This is a genomic window from Pseudomonas caricapapayae, from assembly GCF_001400735.1.
Classification (GTDB): Bacteria; Pseudomonadota; Gammaproteobacteria; order Pseudomonadales; family Pseudomonadaceae; genus Aquipseudomonas; species Aquipseudomonas caricapapayae.
In genome coordinates, this window is sequence record NZ_LJPW01000179.1 from 1 (window position 1) to 19,008 (window position 19,008).

Annotated in this window: 13 protein-coding genes and 2 pseudogenes; 12 read left to right on the forward strand and 3 right to left on the reverse strand. The window is 58.9% G+C overall.

The features are described from left to right. Positions 1-206: pseudogene (locus tag ALO80_RS27270) on the forward strand (DUF2875 family protein); the annotation flags it as partial. Continuing rightward, a pseudogene (locus ALO80_RS32380) lies at positions 203-280 on the forward strand (PAAR domain-containing protein); the annotation flags it as partial. The pseudogenes ALO80_RS27270 and ALO80_RS32380, both read left to right, overlap by 4 nt. Here the strand turns inward: ALO80_RS32380 and ALO80_RS27275 are convergent. Both ALO80_RS27275 and ALO80_RS27280 read right to left on the reverse strand, forming a co-directional pair. Then, positions 269-856: a glutathione S-transferase family protein gene (locus ALO80_RS27275; RefSeq protein WP_054988451.1), complete on the reverse strand. Its 588-nt coding sequence runs from the start codon at positions 854-856 to the stop codon at positions 269-271. The pseudogene ALO80_RS32380 and the gene ALO80_RS27275 sit on opposite strands and share 12 nt — an antisense overlap. Next, positions 853-1,281, reverse strand: a complete 429-nt coding sequence (locus ALO80_RS27280; protein ID WP_054988452.1) for a VOC family protein — start codon at positions 1,279-1,281, stop codon at positions 853-855. The genes ALO80_RS27275 and ALO80_RS27280 overlap by 4 nt, the downstream gene beginning before the upstream one ends. 114 nt (positions 1,282-1,395) lie before the next feature. Between ALO80_RS27280 and ALO80_RS27285 the strand changes: the two genes are divergently transcribed. From ALO80_RS27285 to ALO80_RS27300, 4 genes are all read left to right on the forward strand, one after another. Next, positions 1,396-2,304: a LysR family transcriptional regulator gene (locus tag ALO80_RS27285; RefSeq protein WP_055011209.1), complete on the forward strand. Its 909-nt coding sequence runs from the start codon at positions 1,396-1,398 to the stop codon at positions 2,302-2,304. Positions 2,305-2,491: 187 nt separating this feature from the next. Beyond that, positions 2,492-4,660 carry a TonB-dependent siderophore receptor gene (locus ALO80_RS27290; protein WP_055011210.1) on the forward strand — a complete coding sequence of 723 codons (2,169 nt, stop codon included), beginning with the start codon at positions 2,492-2,494 and terminating at the stop codon, positions 4,658-4,660. A gap of 585 nt (positions 4,661-5,245) precedes the next feature. After that, positions 5,246-5,494 (forward strand): hypothetical protein, encoded by a 249-nt coding sequence (locus tag ALO80_RS27295; RefSeq protein ID WP_055011211.1) that lies wholly within the window; start codon positions 5,246-5,248, stop codon positions 5,492-5,494. A 60-nt stretch (positions 5,495-5,554) separates the two neighbouring features. After that, positions 5,555-8,245 carry a beta-glucosidase gene (locus ALO80_RS27300; RefSeq protein WP_055011212.1) on the forward strand — a complete coding sequence of 897 codons (2,691 nt, stop codon included), beginning with the start codon at positions 5,555-5,557 and terminating at the stop codon, positions 8,243-8,245. Positions 8,246-8,317: 72 nt separating this feature from the next. Here ALO80_RS27300 and ALO80_RS27305 read toward each other — a convergent pair whose 3' ends face one another. Next, positions 8,318-8,971, reverse strand: a complete 654-nt coding sequence (locus tag ALO80_RS27305; protein ID WP_055011213.1) for a TetR/AcrR family transcriptional regulator — start codon at positions 8,969-8,971, stop codon at positions 8,318-8,320. Positions 8,972-9,399: 428 nt separating this feature from the next. Between ALO80_RS27305 and ALO80_RS27310 the strand changes: the two genes are divergently transcribed. The 6 genes from ALO80_RS27310 to ALO80_RS27335 all read left to right on the forward strand — a co-directional run bounded on the left by ALO80_RS27310 (position 9,400) and on the right by ALO80_RS27335 (position 18,827). Then, on the forward strand, positions 9,400-12,270 hold the full coding sequence (locus ALO80_RS27310) for a PAS domain-containing hybrid sensor histidine kinase/response regulator (protein ID WP_055011214.1): 2,871 nt from the start codon (positions 9,400-9,402) through the stop codon (positions 12,268-12,270). Positions 12,271-12,376: 106 nt separating this feature from the next. Next, positions 12,377-12,985: a TetR/AcrR family transcriptional regulator gene (locus tag ALO80_RS27315; RefSeq protein ID WP_055011215.1), complete on the forward strand. Its 609-nt coding sequence runs from the start codon at positions 12,377-12,379 to the stop codon at positions 12,983-12,985. 359 nt (positions 12,986-13,344) lie between these two features. Continuing rightward, positions 13,345-14,976 carry a methyl-accepting chemotaxis protein gene (locus ALO80_RS27320; protein ID WP_083493429.1) on the forward strand — a complete coding sequence of 544 codons (1,632 nt, stop codon included), beginning with the start codon at positions 13,345-13,347 and terminating at the stop codon, positions 14,974-14,976. 104 nt (positions 14,977-15,080) lie between these two features. Next, positions 15,081-15,902 carry an aldo/keto reductase gene (locus tag ALO80_RS27325; protein WP_055011216.1) on the forward strand — a complete coding sequence of 274 codons (822 nt, stop codon included), beginning with the start codon at positions 15,081-15,083 and terminating at the stop codon, positions 15,900-15,902. A gap of 171 nt (positions 15,903-16,073) precedes the next feature. After that, on the forward strand, positions 16,074-17,093 hold the full coding sequence (locus ALO80_RS27330) for a transporter (RefSeq protein ID WP_054987183.1): 1,020 nt from the start codon (positions 16,074-16,076) through the stop codon (positions 17,091-17,093). A gap of 117 nt (positions 17,094-17,210) precedes the next feature. Then, complete coding sequence (locus ALO80_RS27335; RefSeq protein WP_055011217.1) at positions 17,211-18,827, forward strand: inorganic phosphate transporter; 1,617 nt, start codon at positions 17,211-17,213, stop codon at positions 18,825-18,827. The last annotated feature ends 181 nt before the right edge of the window (positions 18,828-19,008 follow it).

Consider the following 19,008-nt stretch of genomic DNA (forward strand, 5'->3'; position numbering starts at 1 on the left):
GTGCGCTGGTCGAGATCAATTTGGCGACCATCGCCAGTTACAAGGATGGCGGCGTCAGCGCCGTGGTGTACGCCGGCACCGATGGCAGCCTGACCGTGCAAATGGTCCGCCCGCCCGATGAGGCCCGCAAGGCGAAGAACAGCCAGAACCGCGGCGCAGATCCGTTCACCTACGGCTCGCCAACCGGCGGGGCACCTGCAGAGTGAGTTATCCGGTCTGCCTGGGCGACGCCACCAGCAGTGGTGGCCGAGTGGTGTCCTGGCAACTTTCAAGGCCTCATTGAATACCCCGTCAGCCCCTCTACCCGCTTAGCCCAGCGCAAGACATTCGGGTAGGTCTGCAACTCCACGCCACCCTCCGGTGCCAATGCCACGTAAGGATAAACTGCACATTCGGCGATCGTGGGCCGACCTATCGCCAGCCAATCGTGCTGCTCAAGGTGTTTGTCGAGCAGCCCCAACACTACAGACGCTTTCTGCACAGCTTCGGCCTGGTTCAGCACAGCACCGAATTTCTGCACCAGCCGTGCCGCGCAAAGGCTGTGCTGGATCTCGTTGCTGGCGAACGACAGCCACTGGACGATTTCGGCCTGCCCCTGAGGGTGAGCGGGCCACCACGCCAGGCCGCCATATTCGCCAGCGAGGTAAACCAGAATGGCTTGCGAATCGCGCAGGACAACCGGGCCATCTTGTAGAACGGGCAATTCACCCAATGGATTCAGGTCGGACAGTGGTGGCCTTTTATGCTCTGCATTCAGAAAGTCCACGGCGATCACTTCAAGCTCGATATTGGCGAGGGCAGCGAACAAGCGAACTTTGTAGCAGTTGCCGGAGGCTTGCAGATCGTACAGTTTCATTGTGTGTCTCCATCAACGAGTTGATTGAATTCCAGAACATTGCCATCGGGATCGCGGATGAACAGGGCGATTCGTCTCGGGCCAATGGGGTGCGGTCCTTCCGTGACGACAATGCCCTGCGCATCAAGCCAGCGCTCGAGGAGTTGCAAGTCATCGACGACAAACGCCGGGTGCGTCATGCCGGGCAGTTTTAGCGGAGCATCCAGCAGCACGTTGTGCGCACGGGGCACGCGAACGCCATTGAAGATCAGATTGATGCGAACACCGTCCGCGCTGAGCATCTCGTTGGCTTCGTAACGCGGAAAACGCGCACTCTCGACAAAACCAAGCGCCTGGTAGAAAGCCAGTGCACGGTTTTGATCGCTGACGCGAATGCCGATGTGGTCATATGCGAGAATCCGGGCGGGGTTGGGTTGCAGGCTCATCAGGGTGAAACTCCGGTTGGAAGCAGTTGCGCAAGTGTCTGCCACGGCCGCCGTTTCACCTATGCTGCGGACCTGACAAGACCTATGCACTAATCGCACAAATCAAGGGTGGCAATGGACAGGCTCAAGGCAATGGCCAACTTCGTGCGGATCGTCGACAGCGGCAGCCTGAGTGCGGCGGCGGACATTACCGGTCAATCGGTCGCGTCGCTGGTCCGCTCGCTGGCGGCGCTGGAAAGCCATCTGGGCGTACGCTTGTTGAACCGCAGCACACGGCGCATGGCGCTGACCGACGAAGGCGAGGAGTACTTGCACTGGAGCCGGCGCATGCTCGCGGATTTCGATGACATGGAGCACCGGCTTGATGGCCGCGACGGCGTGGTGCGGGGCACGCTTCGGATGACGGCACCTGTCGAGTTCGGACAGCGTTACATCGCGCCGCTCGTGAATGCCTTTCTCAGGGACCATCGGGACATCAACGTCGAGCTGAGCCTCGACGATCAGATCGTACCCTTGCTCGACGCGCGCCTTGATCTGGCGCTGCGCATCGGCCAGCTCCCGGACTCGGCGATGGTCGCACGCAGGGTCGGCGCAACTCGGCTGGTGACCTGTGCCAGCCCGGACTATCTGCTGACTGCTTCGCCGCTGAAGACTCCGAAATCGCTGCCCGAGCACGCGTGTATCACGCTGGGTTCGCAAGGACGGCAATGGTACTTCCGGAATCAGGGCAAAGAGCTGATACAGGACGTGACCCCAAGACTGGTCTGCAATCAGGTCCGCGCCGCCAGCCTGGCCTGCGTGCAGGGGCTGGGAGTGACCCGGTTGATGCATTATCAGGTTGCGGATGAGCTCGCTGACGGTCGCCTGATCAGGGTGCTCAATGACTTCGAAACGGCAGACCTGCCGATTCAACTGGTTTATCCACATGCCTTGCAGCTCTCGCCGCGGGTCAAGGCGTTTGTCGACTGGGCAATTCCACACCTGGAAACACGTCTGCCTGATCCTGCTCTTCCAGACCTGTAACGGTCCGCGCTGCCCGGTCCGCCTCGCCACCGAGATGCACCTTGCGCGTCCGTGCAAATGTGAAAATTTTGTTAACTATTTGTTCGCAATGTCTTTTTCTGGCCGAAACAACCTGTCACACTAATGCGAACAGTTATCAACATTATTATCATCCTGCCACGGAAGGCATAGGGGGAGTGTCGGGTTCATGTCGGGGCAACAATCGCAAAGCCGTAATCGTTTCACGCCGGGGCTATTGGCAATGGGGATCTGGGCTGCCACCTCTCAGGCGGCCTTTGCTGCGGAAACCCAAACCACCGAAACACTACCAGCCACGACCATGGAGCTGGGTGCCACACAGATCAGCACCGATCAGCTTGGTTCCACCACCGAAGGCAGTCAGTCCTACACCACGGGCCCGATGCAGACGGCGACCAAATTGCCGCTGACCATCCGTGAAACGCCGCAGGCCGTGACGGTCGTCACCCGTCAGCGCATGGACGATCAGGCCATGACCAGCATCAACGATGTCGTGAGGTATACGCCGGGGCTGTTCCTCGACCAGTCCAGCGGACCGGGTCGGCAAACCTACACATCCCGCGGTTTCGATATCGACAACATCATGTACGACGGCCTGCCCGCCTCATACTCCGGGTACACGGCGGGTGTCCAACCCAATCTGGCCATGTTCGATCATGTCGAGGTGATCAGAGGTGCCACTGGCCTGGCAACAGGGTCTGGCAATCCTTCGGCAGCGATCAATATGGTGCGCAAACGCCCTACTGCCGAGCCGCAGGTCACCCTCACCGGCACTGTAGGAAGCTGGGACGACTACCGTGGCGTATTCGATGCTTCCGGTCCATTGAACGACAGTCGCACAGTGCGTGGCCGGGTGGTCGGTTCTTATCAGGATGCCAACAGTTTCCGCGACAAGGAAAAAAGCGATCACGGCGTGTTCTACGGGGTTGTCGAAGCTGATCTGAACGACGCCACGACAGCGACCATAGGCCTGTCCCGACAGGAAGATCAGACCAATTACTTCTGGGGCGGGCTGCCCCTCGGCACTGACGGCCACCACCTGAATCTGCCGCGTTCGACCTATTCCGGCTCGGATTGGGAAAACAAGAAAATCCGCATCGACACCGTCTTCGGCGAGCTGGAGCACCGGTTTGACAACGACTGGAAACTGCGTGTGGCGGGCTCGAGCTCGTCGCTGGACGGCCTGTTTTCGGGCACTTATCTCTCTCGTTACAACGGCCCGCTGGAAACGACGGCCTATCAGTCGAGGCCGGACGAGAAGCAAAGCGCTTTCGATGTCTACGCCAGCGGACCGGTGGAAGCTTTTGGCCGCACCCATGAAATGGTGGTCGGCACCAGTCGGCGCGTGTACGACAAGACCAGCAAGGAATACAGCCCGTACGACACCGGGCTGCCGATAGCCGCGCCGAAACCGGACTTCGTCCGCGATGGCAAGACGCATAGCATCGCCACCCAGGATGCGGTTTATCTCACCACACGCCTGAGCCTGGCCGATCCGCTGACCCTGATCCTCGGCGGCCGTCTGGACTGGTACGACTACGATGACCGTTCCGGCGATGAAGACTACAAGGTCACCCGCAACCTGACGCGCTACGCCGGGCTGATCTACAAACTGGATGAGCACCATTCCCTGTACACCAGCTACACCGATGTTTTCCAGCCGCAGAGCGCACAGGACTTGTCCGGCAAGGTACTCGACCCGGTAGTCGGCGAAAACTATGAAGTCGGTATCAAGGGCGAATATTTCAACGGTGCCCTCAATACCAGCCTGGCGGTGTTCCAGATCGACCAGAAAAACCTCAAGACCCAGTCACCGACTCAGGCGGGCTGCGCGGTGCTGACCTGTTACGACGCCGCCGGGCTGGTACGCAGTCAGGGCATCGAGATGGAACTGCAAGGCGCGCTGAGCGAAAACTGGCAGGTCGGCGCTGGCTACACCTACGCCCGCACCCATTACCTCAAAGACGCCGATCCAGCGAACAAGAATCAGCGTTTCGACACCGACACGCCCGAGCATCTGTTCAAAGTGTCTACTGTCTATCGGCTACAGGGCGCGCTGGAAAAAATGCGCGTTGGCGGCAACGTCTACTGGCAGAGCCGCATGTATAACGACATCGCACTCACCGATGGCAGCTATCGTCTGGAACAGGGCAGCTACGCCGTCGCAGATCTGATGGCGGGTTATCAGGTGAGCAAGAACCTGGACCTGCAACTGAACGCAAACAACATCTTCGATCGCACCTACTACACCGCGATAGGCGCAAGCTCGGTGTGGGGCTCGACTGACGTCTATGGCAACCCGCGCAGTTATGCATTGACGGCCAAATACAGTTTCTGAGCATGAAACACGCCGCTACCGAACCTGATCGGTAGCGGCATGGCCACTCGCATGGCACCGCCCGGCACCCGATCAGATACCTTCGCCACACCTCCTGCCCTGCAAAGTCAGATCAGTGTCCTGAACCACACATGAACCCCGTCGCCGTCCACGGCATCGCGATCAGCCATCCCTCCTGCCCGCCGTTCTGCACACTCGCCGTTGTGCCATAAGGTTTTTCTCTGGTCATTACGCGTCTCCGCGAGTCTTCGGCATTGGCGATGGCTGGCACGCGCGCTCAACAATCATAAAACGCCAAAACAGAGTGATTACTCTGCTTTTTAAAAAGACTGATTATTTTAACTAAGTAGTAAATTTCAATATTTTATTGCCAATAAATAGATTAAACAACAATTAAATATAACTAAATCACTAAATAACAGGCAGTAGATTTTAGTTTATTGAATTATATAAAATTCCATTCGTGTATTTTATCTCCTCGCCATTCCCCCACTCGTCAGACGCTCTTGCAATGAACTGTCAGCCGCCCTGAGCTGCCGACGTGTCTGTCTGCCTGTTTCATATTTCTATTTGGAGATTCTCCCGATGGCCAGCCCCCTGCTGCCTGTTGTTGCCACCTTAATGATGTCCCTGGCCGCCCTCCCGGTATTTGCCGCTGACAGGCAGAACCCGCTGCCATCCGCCTCGAGCGAGCGCCGCGCGGAGGTCGACACCCAGCGTGAGCAGATCACGGGGGCCAACGTCGCCGCACAGAAAACGCCCAATGGCGCGCAAACGCTGGTGGATGCCCCGATCGATACCGCAGACGCGCCTGCCGGCACTGAAGACCACTGAGTTCAGCGCTGACAGACAACCGAAAAACCCATGAATTATGTAAGGAATAGCTCCGTGTCCATGATCAAACAAGGCCTCGGCCTGAGCCTGCTGACGCTCGGTCTGGCCCAGGCAGGCAACGTGTTCGCTGTAACGCCGATGGCAGGCAATGAAGTCGAAGCCCGGGTAGGCGCAATACTGGACAACATGACGCAATCGCAAAAAATCAATTTTTCGCGCGTTGACGATGGCCGGATGATTCCGAAGCTGGACGCGTTCAATCTGCAGGGTACGGTCGCCTACGATTCGGCGATGGGCGTACTGGTCGGCGGCAAGACATTCGGCGCGCAGTACCCTTCCCCATCTGCCCTGGCCGCTACCTGGAGCATCAATCGGGCCAAGGAATTCGGTCTGGCTATTGGCTATGAAACCCGAATAGCGGGTGGTCAGCAGATGCTGTCGCCGGCCATTAACCTCTATCGCACTCCTTTCAACGGGCGGGCGGCAGAATACATGAGCGGAGAAGATCCGTTTCTCGGCGCAGTACTGGCACCTGCCGTGACCAACGGTATTCAGGTGCAGGGCATCCAGGCGGCTGCCAAGCATTACCTGATGAACGAGCAGGAAGCGAACCGGCATTATCTGGACGTGAAGATCGACGAACGAGCGATGCAGGAGTTGTACCTGCCTGGCTTCGAGTCGCTGGTCAAAAACGCCAACATTGCCTCGATCATGTGTGGCTATAACAAGATCAATGGCGAATACGCCTGTGAAAACCACCACCTCATCACCGACATCCTGAAAGGCCAATGGGGCTTTCAGGGTAACGTCATGAGCGATTTCAATTCGGTTCAGGACGCCTTCAAGGGTGCCTGGGCAGGCACTGATATCGACATGCCCAGCGGGCTTCAGTTTACCGAAGCCAAACTGCTGCCTTATGTCTGGAATGGTCAATTGCATCAAAATGTGATCGACGACAAGGTGCGCAGAAACCTGAGAGCGCTGGTCAGCTATGGTTTCGACAAGGCGATCAACAAGGCACAACCGCTGGAGCATCGTGAATACGGTCAACTGGCCGCCTTGAACGTGGCCAGAGAATCTATAGTGCTGCTGCGAAACGAGCCGGTAGACGGACAGAAACCCCTGTTGCCATTGTCCAGAAACGCAAAGATAGCCGTCATCGGTGATCTGGCCCTGCAGCCGCCGACCGCGCCGTTCGGCACGGCCTACTCGGCGCCCGCCAGTTACGTCACTGAACTGAGCGGCCTGAAGCAACTGGCAGCGAACACCGCCAATGTGGAATACCTTGCGCAGATGAGCCTGAACCCCAGGTCATCGGTCTGGTATCAGCCAGGCCAGGACAAACAGGCCATCAGCAACACCGGTGTGAAAGCCGAGTATTACGCCAATACTTCGCTGTCCGGCGACCCGGTTGCAACCCGCATCGAGCCGGGCGTCAATCTGGACTGGATCACCAGTACCAACGTCACCGATAGCGGCACCGGCACCGTCAACGGTTATACGCCTTCGGCAGGCTCGTTCTCTGCCCGCTTCACCGGCAGGATCAAACCGACGATCACAGGCCCTCAGGTGTTCAAGGTACGCGCAGACGGTGCCTATAAACTCTGGATCAATGACGAACTGGTGCTTGAGGACGAAGGCTCGCAAGTCTCGTTCGACCTGATTCCAGTGGTCCCGCGCACCGTTAAAACGGCGACTCTCAAGGCTGGCACCGAGTACAACGTGCGCCTGGAGTATCGTCGGTTGAAAGGGAATTTCACACCGGTACTGGGCGGTATGAACGGCGTGCAGATGAGCTGGGCCTCGTTGCGTCCGCCGAAGAATCTGGCGGACTACGACGCCGTAGTGGTGGCCGCGGGCAACAACTTCGAATATGAAGGTGAATCCCTTGATCGACCGTTCGAACTGCCGCAATTTCAGTCCGAGCTGATCAGCTTCATTCAGAAAGCCAATCCGAAAACCGTCGTTGTACTGCACGGTGGCGGTGGCATGGACATGCAGCCGTGGGCCGACAAGGTAGCCGCTTCTCTGCACGCATGGTATCCGGGACAACAAGGCGGTCAGGCCCTGGCCGAAATCCTGTACGGCAAGGTCAATCCGTCAGGCAAACTGCCCATCACGCTGGATAAGAAGGCGCAGGATAACCCGAGCTATGCATCGTACTCGAACCCGGTGCCGTACTATTTCAGCAGCGCCAATCCTCCTGTTGAAATGACCTACAGCGAAGGCCTGTACCTGGGCTATCGCGGTTACGACAAGAAGCACGCTAAGCCGCTCTATCCGTTCGGTTTCGGGCTTTCCTACACCACGTACGAGTACAGCGACCTGAAGCTGTCGAGCAACGTACTGGCCCCGGGCGCAACCCTCCAGGCCTCGTTCAAGGTCACCAATACGGGCGACAAGGCCGGTTTTGAAGTGGCTCAACTCTATGTGCAGCCATCCAGGCCCCAGGTTGACCGTCCGGAGAAAGAGTTGAAGGGCTTTTCCAAGGTTTACCTGAAGCCGGGTGAAAGCAAAACCGTGACGATTGCACTGGACTCGCGCTCGTTCGCTTATTACTCAGCCAACTCAGTGAGCTGGAACGTCGACCCTGGCAAGTTCAAGATTCTGGTGGGCAAGGACTCGGAAAACCTGACACTCGATCGCACGGTGGTGGCGCTTTACCCGGAGCAACTGACCACTCGTGACTCCAACCCCCTTCCGATACCTCTGCGCAAGGCAGTTCAGGTCAAGGCAGAGCAGGCTTACTAAGCAGCAGTAATCCTTCAGCAGTAATCGGTGGTCGAGATGATCACCGATTACATCCATGCAACAGGCCGTTGATCAGAGCGCTCTCAGATCCTGAGCGAGTCGTTCGAGAAATCTGGCAAATGCACATTCTATCTGCACGTCTCCGGGCGAGCGAAGCCATTGAATCTGCAAGCCGTCCATCATGGCGGCGACCTCAAGGCTGATTTGCCTTGCATCGACGTCCTGTCGAATTTCACCAGCCTGAACCAGCCTGTTCAGATGATTCTGAAGGTGGCCGTGCACCTGATGGAAACGCTCGCTGAACCAGCGGTGAGCCGGGTGCGTGACCGACAGGCTTTCCGTGTTGATGATCATCAGCGCCTGACTGACGGAAATGTCTTCGATACTGAAACGCATGACCTGCTTCAGAAAGGACATGAATGCCTCCAGCGACGCGACCTGCCCGGCGTCCTGCAACCTGGCAGCAATATACTGATCCCGATGTTCAAGAACGGATTGCAGCAGCACCAGCTTGCTCGGGAAGTGATGGAGCAAGCCTACCTGAGAGAGACCTGCAACTTTGGCGATGTTGGACAGGGACGCGCCCGCGTAACCGTCTCGGGCAAAGACGGTCATGGCCGCCTGAATGATCTCTGCCTTGCGCACTTCGCCCTTTGGAAGACGACGCTTGACCGCAGCCTGGCTGGCGGTGGCGGGTGTATCAGAACTGTTTGCTTTCACGGACATACAAAGGGCACTGTTCGCACAAAGAAAGGATAAATCGTAGCATGCAGTCAAAAGCAACCCCGAAAAAAGGCTGACGTCGGCGCATAAGCCGCCTCACAATAACCAACCGGATGCGCAGACTGTAAACAAAGTCGACCAGCGATGTTGAAGCCCCTTAAAGAAACCTGCGTACATGCCGATGGATACCGAAGCCCGGCTATATGGCGACTGCCATAGAACGCCCTGCGTCAGGTGCAGCCCCGCCGAGGGAGCGCGTCAGTTGGCCGACACCCCCGGCGCTGAAGCGTAAGGGCAAATGGCGACCTCGACAGTAACTGATCTCAATCCGCAAAGCAGGCCACGGGCACGTGCCCGCCCATGCAAACGATAACGTGTGAGCGGGAGGCGCTCTGAAATACCTGACAAGAGAAGAGCTGGAGGCGCAGGTCGTGGAACTGCGCCGGGCACTTGAAGAAGCCGGGATCGACGCCGGGACGGCTGTAAACCGACCGGTCACTGCCAGCCGGGAAGCACGCCAGCGTGCGGTCTTCGGCAGTGCAATGGATTTCGCCATGATCCTGACCGATCGGCACGGAATCATCACTGACTGGAACCCTGGCGCAGAACAGGTCCTGGGCTGGACTCCGGAAGAGATGATCGGCCAGAGTGCCGAACGCTTCTTCACCTCCGAAGACGTGGCCCGCGGCCGGATCGAACATGAGATGCAACTCGCGCTGAGCGTGGGCCGGGCATCGGACGAGCGCTGGCACCTGCGCAAGGACGGTAAGTCGTTCTGGGCATCTGGCGAGATGATGCCACTTTATGATGAAAAAAATACTCACCTTGGTTTTGTAAAGATCCTGCGCGATCGCACCAGAGAGCACCTGGCGGCGCGCGCGACCGAAGAAGCCCAGGAGCGTTACCGATTGGCCGCCAAGGCGACCAACGACGCAATATGGGATTGGGACTTTGCCGCCAACCACGTGCTCTGGAATGACGCGCTGGAGCAGGCTTATGGCCACCCGCTGGCGACCCTGGACACCTCGGGCGACTGGTGGATAGCCCAGATCCATCCCGACGACCGGACACGCATCTACGACTCCATCCATGCCGTCATTGACGGCAGCGGCACTGCCTGGACCGATGAATACCGGTTTCGCCGTCTGGACGGGTCTTACGCCGATGTACTGGACCGTGGCCATGTGATTCGTGATGCCGAGGGCAAGGCTGCGCGCATGATCGGCGCCATGCTCGACATGTCGAAGATGCGCAAGGCCGAGACGGCGCTGCGTCAGAGCGAAGAGCGCTCCAGAGCCATGCTGGAGACCATCGAGGCCGCGTTCGCCATTATCCAGGTCAAGTTCGATGCAGACGACAGCCCGGTGGACTACCGCTTCATCGAGGCCAACCCTGCGTTTGAACACCAGGCGGGGGTCGACCTGCGCGGCAAGTGGGTGACCGAGTTCGCGCCGGACCTGGAGCGTTTCTGGTTTGAAGCGTATGGCCATGTCGCAAAAACCGGCGAGCCTGCCAACTTCGAGAACTACGCCAAGGCTTTCGAGCGCTGGTTCGAAGTCCGGGCGGTGCGGGTCGGTGAACCGGCTGACCGGCAGATCGCGGTCATCTTCAGCGACGTCACTGCACGGCGCGACGCCGAGGAACGATTGCGGACCAGCGAAGCCATCGCGCGCGAAAACGTCGACCGCGTGCAACTGGCCCTTGCCGCCGGCGCGATCATCGGCACATGGCACTGGGATTTGCCGACCGACCGCTTTACGGTCGACGAAGCCTTCGCCAAGGCGTTTGGCCTGGACCCCGCTCTGGGCCGCGAAGGTTTGAGCCTGGAACAAGTCATCGCCACCGTTCACCCCGAAGACAAGCAAGGCTTGATCGATGCGATCAACGCGGTCATCACCAATGGACGCGTGTATGCCCACCAGTACCGGGTCCGTCGTACCGATGGGATCTACTACTGGATCGAGGCAAACGGCCGCGTCGACCGTGCCGAGGACGGCACGCCACTGAGTTTCCCCGGCGTGCTCATCAACGTCGATGAACGACGCTCTGTAGAGGCCGAACGGGACCGCGCCACGGCGGCGCTGCGGGCGCTCAACGACACGCTTGAACAGCGCGTTGCCTCCCGCACGGCGGAACTGATGCAGGCTGAAGAGAAGCTGCGTCAGTCGCAGAAAATGGAAGCGGTGGGACAACTGACGGGCGGTCTCGCGCATGATTTCAACAACCTGCTGGCAGGCATTTCCGGGGCTCTGGAGTTGATGAGCACCCGGATTGCCCAAGGACGCTGGAACGATGTAGATAAATACATCGTGACTGCACAGGGGGCGGCCAAGCGTGCGGCGGCCTTGACGCACCGGCTTCTGGCCTTCTCCCGGCGCCAGACACTGGACCCGCAGCCGACCGATGTGAACCGACTGATGAAAGGCATGACGGATCTGATCCAGCGCACGGTCGGCCCCAGCATCCTGGTCGAAACCATCGGTGCCATGGGCTTGTGGCCGACGCTGGTCGATGCAAGTCAGCTGGAGAACGCACTGTTGAACCTGTGCATCAACGCCCGCGACGCAATGCCGGACGGCGGCCGCATCACCATCGAGGCCAGCAACCAGTGGATAGAAGGCGATGTGGCGCGAGTGCACGATATGCCCGAGGGCCGCTATCTGTCGCTGTGCGTGACCGACACCGGCACCGGCATGACACCCGATGTGATCGCCAAGGCCTTCGACCCTTTCTTCACCACCAAGCCTATTGGCCAGGGTACGGGCCTTGGTCTGTCGATGATTTACGGATTCGCCAATCAGTCCGGCGGTCGGGTGCGCATTCAGTCGGAGGTGGGCAAAGGCACCGCAATATCCCTTTATCTACCGCGTTACGACGGTACTGCAACCCGCGACGAGGGCCATGTGGACAAGACGCCGTTCGAGTCCACGCAGTCTGGAGAGACGATCCTTATCGTGGACGACGAACCGACAGTGCGCATGCTGCTCACCGACGCACTCGGTGATCTGGGCTATACCCTGATCGAGGCAGCCGACAGCCTCGCCGGCCTCAAGCTGTTGCGCTCGGATGTGCATATCGATCTGCTCATCACTGATGTGGGCCTGCCCGGCGGTATGAACGGGCGACAAATGGCCGATGCGGGACGCGAGGTGCGCCCGCACCTGAAAACCCTGTTCATCACCGGTTATGCGGAAAACGCTGCCATTGGTGACGAGCAACTCGGGCCAGGGATGCGAGTGCTGACCAAGCCGTTTGCTATTGATGACCTGGCTGCCAGGGTTCAGGAACTGATGGGCGCCTGAGTCGTCCGGCCCGGTACAAATCGGCTCCGGGCCTTCGACATTGAGCGCTGCACAAACCCGGTGCTAACATGCGCGACCGCCATGCAGGCAAGGGAATTACCGGGTCATGAGCAGCATCCGCGAGCGCAACAAAGAACTCATCCTGCGCGCTGCCAGCGAGGAATTCGCCGATAAGGGGTTTGCCGCCAGCAAGACCAGCGATATCGCGGCCAAGGCCGGTGTCCCCAAACCCAACGTCTATTACTACTTCAAATCCAAGGAAAACCTCTACCGCGAGGTGCTGGAAAGCATCATCGAGCCCATCCTGCAAGCGTCGACGCCATTCGACCCTCGGGGTGTGCCGGCCGAGGTGCTGGCCAGTTACATTCGTTCGAAGATCCAGATTTCCCGTGACCTGCCCTTCGCGTCGAAAGTCTTCGCCAGCGAAATCATGCACGGCGCACCGCACCTGACCGCAGAGCAGATCGAACAGCTCAATGGCCAGGCGCGACACAATATCGAATGCATTCAGGCCTGGATCGACAGCGGGCAGATTGCCCGGCTCGACCCCCACCACCTGATGTTCACCATCTGGGCCGCGACCCAGACCTACGCTGACTTCGACTGGCAGATCGCAACCGTCACCGGCAAAGCGAAGCTGGAGGACGTTGATTACGAGGCTGCGACCCAGACCATCCTCAGGCTGGTACTCAAGGGCTGCGAACCGGATCGCTGATAGCGCCGAACTTTTATTCCGGCAGACGCAAAAAACCCGCCGAAGCGGGTGGTTTTGCAACATGACCATTCCGACATCCTGTCAGTAGCCTCCTGGCAATGGTCGATCTTCCCTGATCACTGCGGCGTTCCTTCGCTGCAGCTGTTGAATTGGATCCTACATTCATCGAGGGTCAGTCGATAGAGCCAATCGCGCCTCTTGATGTAAGCCTTTCGCTATACCCGTGCAGACCTGTAAAAAAATGTGACTGCCATCTCATGTTTGGTCATGATGCGCCGAGAAGGTTAATGAGGCTCTGTATCGCGCGTTGCGCGGCCCGGCGGCCATAAAAAGAAAAAATAATGCATGGGATGACGATCATGAGTATGCGCAGTTTGTCCATCAGTCGCCGTCTGTGGCTGATCCTTGTGGTTTCAGTGCTGATGCTCTTCGTCTTGTCCGCGACGCTGCTCAGGCAGATTCACAACGACCTGTATCAGGCCAAGGCCGAGAAAACCATGCACGTGGTGCAGACCGCCAGCGGCATACTCACCTTTTACCAAGGGCTCGAAGCGGCGGGCAGCATGACGCGCGAGGCTGCGCAACAGCAGGCGCTGAAAGAGATAAAGGGGCTGCGTTACAGCCAGAACGACTATTTCTGGATCAACGACTTGCGCCCGGTCATGATCATGCACCCCACCAACCCCAAACTTGATGGCCAGGATATATCGACCATCAAAGACCCGGACGGCTTTGCGGTATTCAGCGAAATGGTCGCGATCGCCAAGGCCAAGGGTGCCGGGATGGTGAATTATCGCTGGCCCAAGCCGGGTGCCAGCGAACCGGTAAAAAAGACCTCCTACGTGCAACTGTTTCAGCCATGGGGCTGGATTCTGGGCTCGGGCGTTTATGTGGACGATGTGGCGGCAGAGTTCAAGACGCAACTGTGGAACGCCGGGATCTTCATCGCAGGGATTGTGTTGGTCATGGTGCTGCTGCTGGTCATGATCGTGCGCAGTATCGTGCGACCGCTGAGAGCGGCGGTCGGTGCAATGGCCAATATTGCCAGTGGCGAGAGTGATCTGACCCGTACTCTGGAAACCCACGGCAAGGATGAAATCACCGAGCTGGGCACGCACTTCAACGCCTTTGTTGCCAAGCTGCGCAATGTGGTCGGGCAGTTGCAAAACTCGGCCGTGGCACTGGGCCAGGCTTCCACCGACCTGGGCAACAACGCCGAGCAGGCGCAAAACCGCAGCGAGCAGCAGTCCCAACAGATGGACCTGGTCGCCACCGCCGTCAACGAAGTCACCTACGGTGTGCAGGACGTGGCCAAGAACGCCGAGCATGCCGCGAGCGAGATGCGCGATCCCGAATCGCAGGCGCAACAGGGCCAGGTCAACATCGACAACAGCCTGAAGCAGATCGAGCACCTATCCAGCACGATCGGTCAGGCCGTGGAAGTGATGCAGAGCCTGGCCAGCGAGAGCACGCAGATCGGCAGCGTGCTGGAAGTGATCAGCTCGATTGCCGAACAGACCAACCTTCTGGCGCTGAATGCTGCCATCGAAGCGGCACGTGCGGGTGAACAGGGCCGCGGCTTTGCCGTGGTGGCCGACGAGGTGCGTCTGCTGGCCCAGCGTACTCAGAAGTCGACCGCCGAAATTCAGGCAATGATCGAACGGCTGCAAAAGCATTCCGACGCAGCAGTCAAGGTGATCGGTGACAGCAGCCGTTCCTCGCAACTGACGATCGAGCAGGCCAATCAGGCTGGCCAGAGCCTTACCTCCATCAGCCAGGCGCTGCGCAATCTCAACAGCCTGAACGCGTCCATTGCCAGCGCTACCCTGCAGCAGACGCATGTGGTGGATGACATCAACCAGAACGTGACCCAGGCCGCGCAGCTGTCCCAGAGCACCGCCCTGGCCGCCGAACAATCGACCTCGGCCAGCCTGCACTTGCGAGGTTTGAGCGAAGAACTGAACGGGTTGTTGAAGCAGTTCCGGGTTTAAACAGGCTTTGCGATGGGGAGCACGGAACCTCGTGCGCCTCTTGTTGCCTCAGACCTGCTTACTCAACCGCTCACTTAGCTGCTTATTAAATTGCAGGGGGTCACATGCGCACACTGGAATTGGCAGGCAGAACTGTACCAGTGCTGGGTCAGGGCACCTGGCACATGGGTGAAAAAGGGCACTTGCGCTCAGCTGAGATCGCTGGCCTGTGCCTTGGCATCGAACAGGGCCTGACGCTGATCGACACGGCCGAAATGTACGCCGATGGCGCTGCCGAAAAGATTGTCGGGCAAGCCATTGCCGGGCAGCGTGACAAAGTCTTCGTGGTCAGCAAGGTCTATCCGCACAACGCCAGCCGCGACGGTATCCCGGCCGCGTGCGAGGCCAGCCTGCGACGAATGAACACTGACTATATCGACCTTTATCTGCTGCACTGGCCGGGCCAGTACCCGCTGACCGAGACCGTCGAAGCATTCGAACGTCTGCAGGAAGCGGGCAAAATCGGGGCCTGGGGTGTTTCCAACTTTGACGTCCCGGACATGATCGAACTCAACAACCCGCGTTGCGCCACTAATCAGGTGCTGTACAACCCGGAACAGCGCGGCATCGAATTCGACCTCATGCTGTGGAGCGCCGATCGTCATTTGCCATTGATGGCGTACTGCCCGATCGGCCAGGCTGGCGACCTGCTTTACCACCCTGCCCTGCATGAAATCGCCAAACGCCACGACGCAACACCGGCACAGATTTCCCTCGCCTGGGTCCTGCGTCAGGACAATATGATCGCCATTCCCAAGGCCACCAACCCGGAACATATCCGTCTGAACATCGCTGCCGAACAGATTCGTCTCACTGAGCGTGATCTGGCCGATATCGACCTGGCCTGGCCTGCGCCCACGCGCAAAGTCCCTTTGGCGATGGTCTGAGCGGATTCGATCCAGAACCACGCTGTCGATTGACTGAACGGCCGCCGACGCGGCCGTTTTGCGCTGCGGCAGACGACACATTCGGCAACAAGCTGTCACAAATATGAAATAGCGCCTTGTCATCATGCGGCCTTCGCCTCCCCGCCCGGGCCAGGCCGCACGTGGACAGCCATGAACCACAGTATTGCTCACCATCATCAGGACTCCGACCTTTTCGGTCTGCTCTACGGCTTCCGTTTTCGCCACGGTGAAAGCGGTCAGGAAATCGGCTCGGCCGCCGCGCTGGATTACCTGCAAAACCCTCCCGAAGAGAACGACTTCATCTGGCTGCACCTGAACCTCTCGCATGCGGCATGCGAGCGTTGGATGAAGGCCCGGCTGGATCTTCCGGAAGAGTTTTTCGAGGCGCTGCACGAGGGCTCGCGTTCGACCCGGATCGAGCACGTAGATGCCACATTGCTGGCGGTCGTCAACGATGTGGTGTTCGATTTCAACAGGCTCTCGACCGACATTTCGACCTTGTGGGTCTGTGCCCGACAGCGTTTGCTGATCACTGCCCGGCTGCAGCCGCTGCGGTCGGTGGACAAATTGCGCTCTGCGGTCAAACACGGCGAACAGTTCGATTCACCGCTGGAACTGCTCGCGCACCTGCTGAGCGATCAGGGCGAGGTGCTGACCCAGTTCCTGCGCAAGACCAGCGTCAATGTCGACCGTATCGAAGACCAGTTGCTGTCCCAGCGACTGAGCAACAATCGCTCCGAACTTGGTGCCATGCGCCGGGTTCTGGTGCGCCTGCAACGTCTGCTGGCACTGGAGCCGGGTTCGTTGATGCGCCTGTTGCACAAGCCTCCGCAATGGCTGCGCGAACAGGATGTACAAGCGCTGCGTCAGTCCATCGAAGAGTCGTCGTTGGTCATCAACGACCTCACCGCACTGGGCGAGCGCATCAAACTGTTGCAGGAAGAGATTGCCGCCAACCTCAACGAGCAGAGCAGCAGAACCCTGTTCACTCTGACCGTGGTCACGGTTCTGGCATTGCCGATCAACATCGTGGCGGGCTTTTTCGGCATGAACGTCGGTGGCGTGCCATTGGCGTCCGACCCTGAAGGCTTCTGGATTCTGGTGGCGCTGGTAGCGACCTTTACCCTGGTCGCGGGACGCTGGGCGTTCCGCAAACGAGGCGATTACTGATCCGGCTTGCCGGTTGTCAGAAATCTGGCGCAAAAGCGCAATCATCAGGCATATGTCGTCTCCCTGTCACATTTTGCAATGACCATGTCAATATTCTTTCAATCCAGGATTGCGAACATGGCTACAAATGCACTTTCTCCCGACGCCACGGGCAGGGCGAGCCTGTCTGCGACTCATTTCGGGCGCAAACCCGGTCGCCTGACCATGGTCATTTTCTTCGCCATACTCATCGCCGGTCTGCTGTTTACCGGCTACAGCCTCAAGCAGGATGTGGACGATATGGGCACGGTGGTCACCACCTGGACCCCGTTCGTACTGTTGGGCGTGGCATTGCTGATCGCACTGGGGTTCGAATTCGTCAACGGCTTTCATGACACTGCCAACGCAGTGGCGACCGTGATCTACACCCATTCCCTGCCACCCGGCTTTGCGGTGGTCTGGTCAGGGTTCTTCAACTTTCTCGGTGTGATGCTTTCCAGCGGTGCGGTAGCGTTCGGCATCATTGCCTTGCTGCCGGTGGAACTGATCCTGCAAACCGGCTCGTCGGCAGGTTTCGCCATGATCTTTGCCCTGCTGATCGCGGCGATCATCTGGAACCTGGGCACCTGGTGGCTGGGTTTGCCGGCATCCTCGTCACATACCCTGATCGGCTCGATCATCGGTGTCGGCATCGCCAACGCCTTGATGCACGGACGGGACGGGACCAGCGGAGTGGACTGGTCGCAGGCCACCAAAATCGGCTACTCGCTGCTGTTGTCGCCATTGGTCGGGTTCGGCTGTGCTGCCTTGCTGTTGCTGGCCATGCGCATGTTCATCAAGAATCGAGCGCTGTACAAGGCACCGGAAGGCAATGCCCCGCCTCCCTTGTGGATACGCGCCATGCTGATCGTGACCTGCACCGGCGTCTCGTTCGCCCACGGCTCCAACGACGGACAGAAAGGCATGGGCCTGATCATGTTGATTCTGGTCGGCACCCTGCCAATGGCCTATGCGCTCAACCGCACCATGCCTGCCGATCAAGCCACTCAGTTCGGTGCAGTGGCCGAAGTCACTCAGCAGGCACTGATGCGCAGTGTCCCCCTCCCCGCCCCGAGCGACTCGCGCAAGACCCTGTCGGATTATCTGGTCAGCAAACAGGCAGGCCCTGACCTGATTCCTGCGCTGGCGGTCATGACCGGCAAGATCGGCAATCAGGTTGCCAGCTATGGCTCGCTCTCGAAGGTGCCTGCCGAAGCAGTGACCAACGTCCGTAACGACATGTACCTGACTTCGGAAACCATCCGTGTGATGGATAAAAACAAGGTGGGCAATTTCGACGCCGATACCCAGACCAAGCTTGATGCCTTCAAAGCGCAGATAGACAGTGCCACACGCTTTATTCCGACCTGGGTCAAGATTGTGGTGGCCATCGCTCTTGGGCTCGGCACGATGGTCGGCTGGAAGCGCATCGTCGTGACCGTTGGCGAGCGTATAGGCAAGACACATATGACGTACGCTCAGGGCGCGTCGGCAGAAGTCGTGGCGATGTTCACCATCGGCGCTGCGGATATGTACGGGCTGCCGGTGTCGACCACTCATGTGCTGTCGTCCGGTGTGGCGGGTTCGATGGTCGCCAACGGTTCAGGGCTGCAGATGCGCACCCTGCGCAATCTGGCCGCTGCCTGGGTGCTGACGCTGCCGGCGGCGATTCTCCTGTCAGGTTCGCTGTATTGGGTGTTCAGCAAGCTGTTCTGATGCCTGTCGCGACAAGCTCTGCCTCTTGGCAGGAGCGAGCTTGTCGATGCTCGCTTCTGCGATGCAAGCGAGAGTTGTCCCCCCTTTGACTATCGTGCGCGACGCGCGTCGACACGCAGTTAATTACGCTCTGCGTCACACGGCGGTTCTGTGGTGTCAGAGGGATTGGGGTTCGACTCAG